This is a genomic window from Pseudoalteromonas sp. SANK 73390, assembly GCF_054966645.1.
Genome location: NZ_ARPN01000118.1, coordinates 41,331 through 53,989, shown reverse-complemented (window position 1 = coordinate 53,989; position 12,659 = coordinate 41,331). Strand labels below are relative to the sequence as shown.

The window sequence follows — 12,659 nt, the reverse complement described above, 5'->3', positions numbered from 1 at the left end:
TAACTCCTAACGCGTTAAATAGGCGATGCTTTGCTGCAATAGGCGGGCACCATCTGGGGTTAATATTGATTCAGGGTGAAATTGGTAGCCGAGCACTTTGTCTTCGCTGTGGTAAATCGCCATGGGTATATCCTGATATTGGGCAATGACTTTCAACGAGTCAGGCACATGTGTGGCCATCAACGAGTGGTAGCGAGCGACAGGGAACTGCGCCCCAAGCCCATCAAAAACGGGGTGCGGCTGTGCATCAATGATAGACGCTTTGCCATGAACTGTTTCTCCTGCATGGCCTATGGTGCCGCCATAGCTTTGCGTGAGTGCTTGCTGCCCTAAGCAAATACCTAGTATGGGGAATTTGCCTTTGCACAATGCAACTAACTCTAATAAGCAGCCTGCTTGTGCTGGGGTTCCCGGACCAGGCGAGAGTACCAAAATAACCGGTTGCTGCTCTTTACTCATTTTCTCAAAAATTCGTTGCGCACTTAAATGGTTGCGATACACCACCATATCAAGCCCTAAGAGGGTTAACTCATCGACCAAGTTGTAGCTAAAGGAATCAAAATTATCTAAAAAATAAACCTTTGTATTACTGTTCATCACTCACTCCTTGATAGGTAGACTGCACGGCTTTAATAACAGCTTGTGCTTTTGCGCGTGTTTCATCCGCTTCAGCTTGAGGGATAGAGTCATAAACCACCCCCGCACCTGCTTGTACATATGCGGTGGCATTTTTTACAAATGCTGAGCGAATTACGATACATGAGTCCATCGCGCCATCACCCGTTAGATAGCCGACGGCACCGCCGTAGCTACCTCTGCGCTTTTTCTCTACGTGACGAACTAATTGAGCGGCTTTGACTTTAGGGGCTCCCACTAAAGTGCCCATATTCATACAAGCTTGGTATGCGTGCAGTGCATCAAGGTCGGGTTTTAGCTGACCTACGACACGAGACACCAAGTGCATTACTTGAGAGTAGCGGTCTACCTTTAATAATTCTTTGGCATGGCGCGTACCTGCAACACTAATGCGTGCGATATCATTACGAGCAAGGTCTACAAGCATTAAATGCTCCGCGCGCTCCTTTTGATCATTACGCAGTTCTAACTCGATACGGCTGTCTAAATCAGGGTTAATGCGTCCGTCAACAAATTTACCGCGTGCTCGTGTGCCTGCAATGGGATAAATCTCGACTTGATTACTGTTAGTATCGTATTTTAAAGCCGACTCTGGCGAGGCTCCAAACAGCACAAAGTCTTGGTCTTGCATGTAAAACATGTAAGGGCTTGGATTTTGTTGTTTTAGCTGTTGATAGGCTGCAAGTGGTTGGGCACAAGGCAATGAAAATGTCCGAGATGGGACCACTTGAAAAATATCACCATCAATAATATTTTCTTTCAATTGTGCAACTTGTTCACAAAACGTTGCATCGTTGATATTCACTTGTACATTAGCTTTGCCTTTACTGGGTGCTGCCAAGTAAGGAGTAAGCTCATCACAACGGGCATTAAGTTGTTCAAGCTGTTTGCCAACTTCAAAGCAGTTTGCATGCACGTCTGGACCATTAAATACGTTGCCGATTAGCTCTGTGGTTTGCGCTTGGTGATCAATCAATACCAAAGTCTCGGCTAAGTAAAATACGTAATCAGGGCAGGTATTTTCACCATTAGGTATATCAGGTAATTGCTCAAAATTGGCCACCATGTCATAGGCAAATACACCACCCAAAAATACCGATAGTGGCGTGTCTGAGTTACGTTTAATACTGTTAATGCAGGTCCGAAGTGCGCTAAAGGCATTGTCGGCCTTGAGTTTGCTAACTTCATCTAAATCATCATCAATACCTAGATAAGTGAGTGTCAGCGTATCTGCATGTAACTCACTTAGGCAATTGGCTACTTTGTCTTGTAAAAAAGCAAGTAATTGTTGACCATTGTTTGAAAGCGCTTTTACCGTAACCTGTTTGCCAACACATTCAATACGCAGTGCTGCATCAGCGAGAATAATGCTTTTGACATTATCTTTTGAATCAATCTCTGCTGACTCTAACAGCAGTGAGTTATTTTTCCCCAGTGATGCATACAAAGACAGCGGGCTACTTATATAGTCGCGCCTTTGTCGTATGCTGGTCACTTCACCTGGAGTTGTTGTAATGTGACTAAATATCAAACCTCATTCCCCTAAAAATAAAAAACCCCACTAACTGTTTAGGCTTAGCGGGGTTGTTAACTTGATACAACAATACCGTCCCGCTAAGCCAGGCACCACCACCAACCAATTGTAGTTATATTGTCGAACATTGTTTTTCCTAAAATTTAGATATAAAAAAACCCGCTTATATAGCGGGTTTAAGCTTTCGTTAAGACACAACGAAACACCCGCAAATTACGAGCGCCACCACCAGATTTTGTTTTTATTGTTTGTTGATATCATGGTTCTATACGTTTAGATGTCTTTAGTGGGTACAGTAAACCGCACTGTTTGATATTCTGTCAACCCTTTTGCAAACAAAATTTAAACAAAAAGAAAAAATAGTCGAAGGTTGTCGTAGAAACCAGTGATACAATGGCGCTTTAAGACAAAATCATAAATTCACAAAGGGTTAATGTGATAAAATACGACTTACATAGTCATACCACTTTTTCTGATGGTCGTTTAAGCGTGGCAGAGCTGCTTGAGCGCGCAACAGAAAAAGGCGTTGATGTGCTAGCCATCACCGATCATGATACTACCGCAGCGATAGTACCTGCAAAAACTTACATAGATGAAAATTCATTAAATTTAAAGTTAATTTCAGGCGTTGAAGTATCTACTAAATGGCATAGCTTTGAGATTCATATCGTTGGCTTAGCGGTTAATATTGAACATCCCCAGTTAGTTGCATTGCTACAGCAGCAACAAGCTAAAAGACAAGCCCGTGCAGAAGAAATAGGTAAACGTTTGACAAAAAACGGCTATGAGGGCGTTTATGAGCGTGCTAAGGAGTTGGCTGGGGAAGCGCAAATCACGCGTGCTCACTTTGCAGCCGCTTTAGTTGAACAAGGTGTAGCAAAGAACATTCAAGGTGTGTTTAAAAAGTTCCTAGCACGTAATAAAATAGGTTATGTTCCCAGTCAGTGGTGTGACATGGCTACGGCAATTGAAGCTATTAAAGCGGCAGGTGGGGTAAGCATTGTAGCGCACCCAGCACGGTATCAGATGTCGAACAAATGGTTGCGTAAGTTACTTGATGAATTTTCTCAAGCTGGTGGTCAAGCCATGGAGGTAGCACAGCCTCAGCAAGCGCCATCAGAACGTCAATTTTTAGGGCAATTAAGTCAAGAGTATAATTTGTTTGCGAGTCAAGGATCAGACTTTCATTATCCCATGCCTTGGTTAGATTTAGGAAAAAACCTATACTTACCAAAAGATTGCCAAGGTGTTTGGCAGTTTTGGCAGGCTAACGAGGAGTGTTAACATGAGTCATTTTTTCCATATACATCCAGAAAACCCACAAGCTCGGCTCATAAAGCAGGCAGCTGAAATCATTCGCCAAGGTGGTGTTGTTGTTTATCCTACTGATTCAGGTTATGCAATAGGCTGTAACATAGGTAATAAGCAGGCAAAGGAACGAATAGAGCGTATTCGCGGTATTGAAAAGCACCATAATTTTACCCTTATGTGTCGTGATTTATCAGAGCTTGCAACGTATGCAAGAGTTGATAACCAGATGTTTCGATTGATAAAAAATAATACACCTGGGCCTTACACCTTTATCTTTAAAGGCACAAAAGAGGTCCCTAAACGTTTATTAAATGATAAAAAGAAAACCATCGGTATTCGTGTCACAGATAATCCAATCACATCGGCACTTCTAGCCGAATTGGGTGAGCCAATTATGTCTTGTTCGCTGATTCTACCTGGTGAGCAGTTTACTGAGTCAGATCCTGATGAGATCCGTATGAGAATTGAAAAGCAGGTAGATCTTATTATTCACGGTGGCTTTTTGATTGAGCAAACTACCACGGTTGTTGATTTATCAGAAGATAACATTGAGATATTACGGGCTGGCTGTGGTGATACTTCAGTATTCGAGTAATTGGCTGTGAAAGAAGTACAACAGCAGCAAAAATTGCCTTTAGCTTTTTTAAATGGTGAAGCCGTTGTTGAGAAGCCTGAGGACCTTTATATTCCTCCTGATGCATTGGAAGTTATATTAGAGACGTTTGAAGGTCCGCTAGATCTCTTACTGTACCTAATTAAAAAGCACAAATTAGACATTTTACAACTGCCAGTTCTAAGCATTACTGAGCAATATGTTGCTTATGTTGAGTTAATGAAAGATTTGCAATTAGAGCTTGCTGGTGAGTATTTGGTTATGGCTGCGCTTTTGGCTCAAATAAAGTCGCGTATGTTGTTGCCTGTGCATGAGGAATTAGAAGAAGAAGAAGACCCAAGAGCCGAGTTAGTAAGGCGCTTACAAGAATATGAGCAATTTAAACGCGCCGCTGAGAATTTAGATGCGCTCCCGCGTGTAAAGCGAGATATTTTTACTGCCCATGCGTTAGTTGATGAGTCAGCAGAACCTGAACCGGTCCTGCCTATTATTGAACTAAAAGAGTTGGTTTTAGCATTGGGAGATGTCATGGCCAGAGCTAAAACGTTTGAGCATCATCATATCAGTGCAGAAGTGCTGTCGACCAGAGAACGAATGAGCCAAATTCTACAATATTTGTCTGAACATGTTGGGCCTTGTGCTTTTAATACATTGTTTAAAGTTGAAGAAGGTCGCAGTGGCGTGGTTGTTACGTTTATTGCAATGTTGGAATTGTTGAAAGAGCAATTGATCAATTGTGTACAAGTTGCGTCTAATGGCCAAATTTATTTGAGCTTGCAGCTACAACAGTAGTGCAACCTCTGTCATAATAAACGTCTGTGTGTTGAAAAGGCTGCAAGGTATGACCACACGTCGAATTAGCGATGAGCAATTAATTGAGCTAATAGAAGCGGCTATTTTTGTTGCTGATAAACCGCTGTCAAAAAAACGTTTAAAAGAAACTGTTTTACAAGATATTGCGGTTTCTAATACTCGTGTAGATAAAGCCTTGGATAGTATATTTGAGCATTATCAAACACGTGGTATTCGCCTTGTTGAAGTTGCCACAGGTTTTCGTTTTCAAGCATGTGCGAGCTTAAGCCCTTGGTTAAGTAACTTATTTCAAGAAAAAGCACCGAAGTATTCGCGCGCCACTTTGGAAACGATGGCACTGATAGCTTATCGTCAGCCTATTACGCGTGGAGAAATAGAGCAAGTTCGAGGTGTTACTGTAAGTTCTAATATTATCAAGAGTTTACAAGAAAGAGAGTGGATAAAAGTTGTTGGGTATAAAGAAGTACCTGGCAAACCCGCATTATATGCAACCACAAAGCAATTTTTAGATTATTTTTCTTTATCTGGTTTAAACATGTTGCCTAGATTACCGGAGCAGCATCGAGTGAAAATAGATCAGATGTTGAACGATCCTTCTGTGAGAGAACCATCTTAATGAGTGAAAAGTTACAAAAAGTATTAGCGAGAGCCGGTGTGGGATCACGTCGGGAAATGGAAAAGTATATCGAAGCAAACCGTGTTAGTGTTGATGGTAAGGTAGCTAAGTTAGGCGACCGCGTTGAAGAAAATGCGATAATTCGTGTTGATGGACACATTGTTAAGATTGAGCAAAAAGAAGACAGAATTTGTCGTGTGATCATGTACCACAAACCTGAAGGTGAGCTGTGTACACGTAAAGACCCAGAAGGTCGTCGCACGGTATTTGATAGGTTACCTCGTATTGATGGTGATCGTTGGATAGCCATTGGACGCCTAGACATTAATACTTCAGGACTTTTGTTGTTTACCAACGATGGTGAGTTAGCCAATCGTTTAATGCATCCAAAGTATGAAGTTGAACGTGAATATTCAGCACGTGTATTTGGAGAGGTTACTAACGATACACTTAATAACTTAACCAAGGGTGTTGAATTAGAAGATGGTATGGCTAAATTCCTTAAAATAAAGCCGATGGGCGGTGAGGGTATTAACAAATGGTTTAACGTTACCCTGACAGAAGGTCGCAATCGAGAAGTCCGTCGTTTATGGCAGTCACAAGATGTGGAGGTTTCTCGTCTAATTCGTATTCGTTACGGTAAGTTAGAGCTCGATAAACGCTTACCACAAGGCGGCTGGGAAGAGCTTAAGCTGGAAGAAGTGAATTACTTACGTAAGTCGGTGCAATTGCGTAATGAAACAGAAACCAAATTATCGGTAATGCCAGAGAAACGCAAAGACAAACGTGCCAAAATTAATCAAATTCGCAAAGCCGTTAAAAAGCACAACCAACGCGTGCAAAAACCTAAAAAGCGTTAATATTAAAACCAACAAAGATGATAGCGAACCCCGTAAAACGGGGTTTTTCTTTTAATTTCACAGCTAAATTTGATAACTTAGCCTGTTAAGTATATTCGTACTGATAAACAAGCACTTGGTTGTGATCTAATAGATTGATACAGTCTGAAGAAGGAGAGAAAACGCGTTTTTTGCTGTTGAATGAATACCCACCTGTTTCATGATCTATATAGTTCTCATACACTCTCAATATGGCATTAGGCGCAAGTGTTGTACTACAAGGAAAAACAAATTTTTCGTTGCTTTGCAACGACCAACTGTTTAGGTCAACTGTAAGCGTCGCCTAAAGCACACCTAGCCGCTGAGGCTACAGGCTCATAAGTAAAGCTCTTATCTCAATCTGGAGCCATATAATGCTAAACATAAAACCGCTGAGCAGTGGCAATGGCTATTATCAGGATTATCGGTGATTGCCCATAAGCCGCTTAATTATGGTTATAACGTATGATCATAACAGCGGTTTCTAGAACACAAAATAATCTAAGCTATTAATTTAAAAGCAGTTCCTCCTAAGCTATCAAATAACTTTTTACTTAGCCATCCATAACGAACCGTTTTATTAAACCTCTCAACATAACCATTTTGTGTGGGTTACCTGGCTGAATATATTCAATTCTGATGTCACTTTTATTTGCCCATTTTACAAACTCATGAGAAATAAATTCAGGGCCATTATCACACCGAATTGCCAACGGCTTCCCCCTCCACTCAATAAGCTGATTTAAGCTTCGCAGCACTCTAGCTGTTGGGAATGAGTAACCAGGTTCAATTACCAACCCTTCACGTTTGTAATCGTCAATAACGTTAAACAAGCGAATTGTGCGACCGTTACTTAGCTGGTCATGCATAAAATCTATTGACCAAACTTGATTCGGCTTAATTGGCTCTTTGAGAGGCTCTGGCTTATGACGATTTAAGCGTCGCCTTGGCTTTATTCTCAGATTCAATGAAAGCTCAGTATAAATGCGGTAAACACGTTTGTGGTTCCACTTTTTACCTTTCACGTTACGCAGATAATCAAAGCAAAGACCAAAACCCCAGTCGCTTTCCTCATTGGGTAAATCGACAAGCATTTGTGCTATTTCTTGATTCTCATCAAAAAGCTTTGCTTTGTATCGATAACACGTTTCGCTTATTTGAAAAGCTTGGCAAGCTAGCTTTATAGTTACGCCCATAGAGGCAACGTAGTATTGCGCCATCTCTTTGCGTTTCGATGGCTTTACCACTTTTTTTGCATTGCTTCCTGCACGATTTCTGCTTTTAGTTTTTCATCGACGTACATCTTTTTAAGTCTACGATTTTCTTCTTCAAGCTCCTTCACTCGAGCCATTAAAGACGTATCCATACCACCATACTTGGAGCGCCACTTATAAAATGTTGAATTACCAATGTTATGTTCACGACAAATGTCAGGAACAGGAATACCTTCATCAGCTTGTTTTAAAATAGCCATAATCTGGCTATCACTAAATTTTGATTTTTTCATGCAGAATCTCCTTCGATTATTTTACGAGAAAATTCCACTTTTGACGTCAACTATTTTTCGGGAGGATTACCATCTTACCAACAACCCAGTTACGAAGTGGTGACTAAAGTAGAATCGCCCGAGAGCGTCACAACGGTTATTGACGTTAATGTGCTAGGTCAAGTTAAAAGCATTACCCAATCAGGTAACGGCAAATCACTAACAGAAACCCGCAAATATGATGGCAATGGACAACTATGTTTAGTGCAACGTGCTGATGTAGGTAACACGGTGTCAAAACGTAATGCGCGGGGTCGCCTTATTTGGCAAAAGGCAGGGGTTAGTAATACGACGTGTGTTTCAGAAAAACCATCTAACAGTAATCACTTCTCTTATGATAATCACGGTCAGCTTTACAAGGTTGACTATCCTGGGTCGGGTATTGATGTAACTTACACGCGAGATAACGTAGGTAATGTTACCATTCTTACATCGGGCAGTGTTCAGCATTTATATAATTACAATAACCTAGGTTTACTAGAAGATGAAACTCTCACCATTGGTAGCGACGGTACGCGGCAACTTGACTACAGCTATAATGAGTCAGGTCATCATATTGGTCTAGCGTACCCTGATGGTACTTATGTGGCCTATGCACCTAATGAGTATGGCTCTGCAACACAGGCAATAAGTGCAGATGCAACATTTGCAAGTGATGCAACTTTTCATGTTAATGCTATGTTAAATTATTCGCTTATGGCAATGGCGTAACGCATACCACAACTCTTGAACTTGATACGCTACGCCCAAATGAGATCAAATATGTAGAGGGTTCAAGTCATATTGTTAAATTAGGTTATACCTACGATAACAAGGGTAATGTGACGTCAATTACCGATTATCAAAACAGCCAATATAGCCTGTCGAACTTTGTCTACGATGGACTCGATAGATTGAAAACTGTGACCGGTGGAGCAGGTATTGGCAACAGTAGCATTAATTACGATTCGCTGGGTAATATAACCAGCTATAGCAGTAAAGATAGGGCTTTAACATATAAATATAATAGTACTTCTAACCGTTTAACGAGTGTGACAGGTACTGGTACGGATGGAAAATACGGTTCAATATTGTATGATGCGCGAGGCAATATTAAGCATAATGGTAAATTCTCGTTAACTTTTAACCATGCAAATCAGCTTAGCAAAGCAAAAGGTAATACTTACTTGTACGATGGGCATAATCGTCGTGTGAAACAAGAAGATGGTAATGGTACTAGTTATTCGATGTATAGCAAAAACGGTGTGCTTCTGTATCGTGAGGATGATAGCTTTGCTGGAGAAGGGGTCAACTACATTTACTTGGTAAGAAGTTAATTGCTAAGTACGGGGACGTTAAACCACAGACATTTGAAGAGAGTAGACAGCACTATCGACCTTTTGGTGAAACGATAGAGGCTCCTAAAGATGATGTGGGTTATACAGGTCATAAGTTCGATACGGACTTAGGCTTGAGTTATATGCAGGCACGATACTATGATCCAGTTATAGGTCGGTTTTATTCTAATGATCCGTTGAGTTATCGTGATGTGCATAGTTTTAACCGTTATGTCTATGGCAATAATAATCCATATAAATATATTGACCCTGATGGATTGAACTCAATCAATATATTAAGTGGGTTTGATCAATGGGTGCAGATGTGGGAACCTGCCGTAGTGGTTGGAGAAAATATTGCATCGTCAATACCCTCGTAACGATTAACCCAACTAGACAGAATGTTAGAACGATCGCATCAAACGCTTCTCTTGGTCTAGCTGCTGGGTCTTTGACACCTTGCTCAGCTATATGTGGGGGGCTTCTTTGCTCATTGATATTGGATTAGGAACTGACAACCTAGCTAATGAAGAATATGGTGAAGCGGTATTAACTTTAATTCCTGGTGTAGGTGGAGAAGCTATTAATAGAGGATATAAAGGGTTAAAAGCTACTAATACTCAAAAAGCTCATCAAATTGGGGCTAGTTCAGCCATTCTTACTGGGCAAACGATCAATCAAGCAAAATCTAATGAACAATCCACCAGTAAGCAAAATAATCCAGAGTTTTTTGTTATTGAAATGCCGACTAGAGCGCAAAAGTTCAGAAATGGGAAAAGAGGTAGGGACCGCTAAATATGGAATGGAAAAAAGTACTAGTTATTGCATTTGGTATCGTCTGGTTTGCACTAAGTGCGTTATTTGTTATAGGCTTTGAACCTATAGAAAAATTGTTTGCTTGTATGTTTATGTTTGCAATTTGCTTTAGATATATTTACGCTTTTTTTCTCAACAGACCTATGTATGTACCTTATTCAGGTGAGGAGCTCCCTCCTACAGGTGAAAGAAATGTAGCAAGATTTTTTTTATTTTTTGTAGGTGTAGTTGGCTGTACTTGCTTTACTTTCTTTACTTTATTCGTTTAGAAAGTTAAAGAATGAACTAATTAACGTGGACACATACGGTCACTCCGGCTGAGCCAACAGACTCAGCCGGATTTTAATTGTTATTTCGCACTTCCGTTCAAGTAGCTAAACCAACGAAAGAACAGGACATCCGAAATAACAAAAATAAATAAGACATATATGGACGCTCAGCCTTTGTCAAACAATACTAACCAATCGAGGTGACTTTTTAGTCGCCTCGTGCCTTTCTTATATTATTTACCTGCTTAATTTTTAACTTTGAATGTAAGCGTCTAGTTAACGACACTTATTCTTGTTTAATGTTCCAAGGTAATAGTGATTCAAGGTTTTCTGGCTGCTCTGCAAGGTGCTGCAAACAAGTAGAAACATAATCATGCACCATCAGGTCGTTAGCCTTTGCAGTTTCAACAAGACTATAGAGTATCGCACTGGCATGTGCGCCATTGCGGGTATTTGAGCACAGCCAGTTTTTGCGACCTATCACGAACGGTTTTATTGCCCGCTCTGCGTGGTTGTTGTGTAAGCGTCGTATAAACCACACCTAGCCGCTGAGGCTACAGGCTCATAAAGTAAAGCACTGATCTCAATTTGGAGCATACCATGCCTAAACATAAAACCGCTGAGCAGTGGTAATGGCTATTATCTGGATTATCGGTGATTGCCCATAAGCCGCTTAATTATGGTTATAACGTATGATCATAACAGCGGTTTTTAGAACAAAAAATAATCTAAGCTATTAATTTTAAAACAGTTCCTTCGCTAGTAAAATAACACATATGCAAAATGAACTTGATGTATTACGTCAGCAGCTAGCGAAGCAAGCAGAAATGATTGCTCAGCTTCAGGCGCGTAATAACTACTTAGAAGAACAATTCAGACTGGCCCAGCAAAAACGCTTCGGGGCCAGCAGTGAGTCGCACCCGGCACAAGCTGACCTGTTCAATGAAGCCGAAACGCTTGTTGAAGAGGCATCAGAGCAAGATGTTGAAACCATCGAATATCAGCGTAAAAAGCCAACGCGCCAGCTACTACCTAAAGATCTCCCCCGCGAACGTGTTGTCTATGACATCGACCACAAACAGTGGTGGTGAGCTACACCAAATGGGTGAGGACGCCAGTGAAAAGCTCGAGTTTATTCCAGCTCAAGTTAAAGTGATTGAACATGTTAGGCTCAAATATAGCAGCCGAAAGAGTGAAAAAACACAAACACAAGTTGAGATAAAACAAGCCCCTGTACCAGCGAGCCCTATTCCCAAAGGGATTGCCACGGCCAGTTTGCTGAGCCAAATCATCACCAGTAAATATCAGTATGGCCTACCGCTATATCGACAAGAAAGCCTGTTCAAACAATATGGTATCGCGTTAGGTAGGCGACCATGGCGGACTGGATGTTACGCTGCGCCAGTTTATTTAAACCGCTCTACGACAGGCTGCAAACGATGTTGTTACAACAACCGGTGATACACGCCGATGAAACCACAGTTAAGGTGGTGAAAGAAGACAAACAGACCAGTTACATGTGTCTATATTGCAGCGGCACGGACTTGCCTGTGGCTGAGGAAAACATCCCTAATATTGTACTGTTCGACTATCAAAATAGCCGTGCGGGGCGTTGTCCTGTGGGCTTTTTACAAGGGTATGATGGTTATCTGCAAGTAGATGGTTACGCAGGCTACGAGCAAACCCAAGCTACCCTCGTTGGTTGCTGGGCACATGCAAGATGCAAATTCAAAGAAGCCGCAGACGCACAAGTTAAAGGTAAAACAGGTAAAGCCAACTGGGCGCTCAACCATATTCAAAAGCTATACCGAGTCGAAACAACAATAAAGACCGCGGGCGCCCAAAAAGGCAAGTCGCGAGAGAAAAACAAAGCGCACTCCTGCTCGCGCAATTTAAAACTTGGTTAGAAAAGTCTGCACAAATGGTTTTGCCCAAATCGAAGTTAGGGTTAGCAGTCCATTACACGTTGAGACAATGGCCAAAGCTCATCCGCTACCTCGAAGATGAACAGCTAAGCATAGACAACAACAGTGCTGAGCGCGTCATCAAACCGTTCGTCATCGGCCGTAAAAACTGGCTGTTTAGTTTCACCACAAGTGGTGCCCACAGCAGTGCAATCCTCTACAGTCTAATCGAAACTGCCAAAGCAAACGGCCTTATCCCATTCGATTATTTGATGCACTGCTTAAACGCACTTGCTCAGCCACACTGCGATATCGATAGTTTACTGCCCTGGAATGTTAGGCTATAGGTGTGGTTTAGGCGGCGCTTACGTTAAAATTATTAGAAAGGGGCATAAAAAAATCCGATA

12 protein-coding genes and 3 pseudogenes are annotated in these 12,659 nt (G+C 41.4%); 11 read left to right on the top strand and 4 right to left on the bottom strand.

Going from position 1 to position 12,659, the window contains the following annotated elements; translation table 11 throughout:
• Positions 1–6: 6 nt before the first annotated feature.
• Positions 7–597, bottom strand: coding sequence for an aminodeoxychorismate/anthranilate synthase component II (locus SANK73390_RS16665; RefSeq protein ID WP_261625843.1), 591 nt, complete (start codon positions 595–597; stop codon positions 7–9).
• Positions 587–2,167, bottom strand: a complete 1,581-nt coding sequence (locus SANK73390_RS16660) for an anthranilate synthase component 1 (protein WP_462767468.1) — start codon at positions 2,165–2,167, stop codon at positions 587–589. Before SANK73390_RS16660 ends, SANK73390_RS16665 begins: the two co-directional genes overlap by 11 nt.
• Positions 2,168–2,605: 438 nt before the next feature.
• Between SANK73390_RS16660 and rnm the strand changes: the two genes are divergently transcribed.
• The 5 genes from rnm to rluB are packed head-to-tail and all read left to right on the top strand — an operon-like array spanning position 2,606 to position 6,383.
• A complete protein-coding gene (gene rnm, locus SANK73390_RS16655; protein WP_462767466.1) occupies positions 2,606–3,454 on the top strand; it encodes an RNase RNM in 849 nt (282 codons plus the stop codon).
• Between the two features lies 1 nt (position 3,455).
• On the top strand, positions 3,456–4,076 hold the full coding sequence (locus tag SANK73390_RS16650; protein ID WP_462767464.1) for an L-threonylcarbamoyladenylate synthase: 621 nt from the start codon (positions 3,456–3,458) through the stop codon (positions 4,074–4,076).
• Positions 4,077–4,082: 6 nt separating this feature from the next.
• Positions 4,083–4,886 (top strand): segregation and condensation protein A, encoded by an 804-nt coding sequence (locus SANK73390_RS16645; protein ID WP_462767462.1) that lies wholly within the window; start codon positions 4,083–4,085, stop codon positions 4,884–4,886.
• Positions 4,887–4,935: 49 nt separating this feature from the next.
• Positions 4,936–5,523, top strand: a complete 588-nt coding sequence (gene scpB / locus SANK73390_RS16640) for an SMC-Scp complex subunit ScpB (RefSeq protein WP_261592849.1) — start codon at positions 4,936–4,938, stop codon at positions 5,521–5,523.
• Entirely contained in the window at positions 5,523–6,383 is an 861-nt protein-coding gene (rluB, locus tag SANK73390_RS16635) for a 23S rRNA pseudouridine(2605) synthase RluB (RefSeq protein ID WP_462767460.1), read from the top strand. The genes scpB and rluB overlap by 1 nt, the downstream gene beginning before the upstream one ends.
• Before the next feature lie 549 nt (positions 6,384–6,932).
• On the opposite strand, the pseudogene SANK73390_RS16630 reads toward rluB, so the two are convergent.
• Positions 6,933–7,908: pseudogene (locus SANK73390_RS16630) on the bottom strand (IS3 family transposase); the annotation flags it as partial.
• Positions 7,909–8,007: 99 nt separating this feature from the next.
• On the opposite strand from SANK73390_RS16630, the gene SANK73390_RS16625 reads away from it, so the two are divergent.
• The 5 genes from SANK73390_RS16625 (at position 8,008) to SANK73390_RS16605 (ending at position 10,348) form a co-directional block, all read left to right on the top strand.
• Positions 8,008–8,658, top strand: coding sequence for a hypothetical protein (locus tag SANK73390_RS16625; RefSeq protein WP_462767458.1), 651 nt, complete (start codon positions 8,008–8,010; stop codon positions 8,656–8,658).
• A 110-nt stretch (positions 8,659–8,768) separates the two neighbouring features.
• Entirely contained in the window at positions 8,769–9,263 is a 495-nt protein-coding gene (locus tag SANK73390_RS16620) for a hypothetical protein (protein WP_462767456.1), read from the top strand.
• Positions 9,263–9,643 (top strand): RHS repeat-associated core domain-containing protein, encoded by a 381-nt coding sequence (locus SANK73390_RS16615; RefSeq protein WP_462767608.1) that lies wholly within the window; start codon positions 9,263–9,265, stop codon positions 9,641–9,643. The genes SANK73390_RS16620 and SANK73390_RS16615 overlap by 1 nt, the downstream gene beginning before the upstream one ends.
• A 106-nt stretch (positions 9,644–9,749) precedes the next feature.
• Positions 9,750–10,058, top strand: coding sequence for a hypothetical protein (locus tag SANK73390_RS16610; RefSeq protein ID WP_462767454.1), 309 nt, complete (start codon positions 9,750–9,752; stop codon positions 10,056–10,058).
• A 2-nt stretch (positions 10,059–10,060) separates the two neighbouring features.
• Positions 10,061–10,348 (top strand): hypothetical protein, encoded by a 288-nt coding sequence (locus SANK73390_RS16605; RefSeq protein ID WP_462767453.1) that lies wholly within the window; start codon positions 10,061–10,063, stop codon positions 10,346–10,348.
• Positions 10,349–10,634: 286 nt separating this feature from the next.
• Here the strand turns inward: SANK73390_RS16605 and SANK73390_RS16600 are convergent.
• Positions 10,635–10,871 (bottom strand): annotated as a pseudogene (locus tag SANK73390_RS16600) (transposase domain-containing protein); the annotation flags it as partial.
• A 253-nt stretch (positions 10,872–11,124) separates the two neighbouring features.
• On the opposite strand from SANK73390_RS16600, the pseudogene tnpC reads away from it, so the two are divergent.
• Positions 11,125–12,599, top strand: a pseudogene (gene tnpC, locus SANK73390_RS16595) (IS66 family transposase).
• The last annotated feature ends 60 nt before the right edge of the window (positions 12,600–12,659 follow it).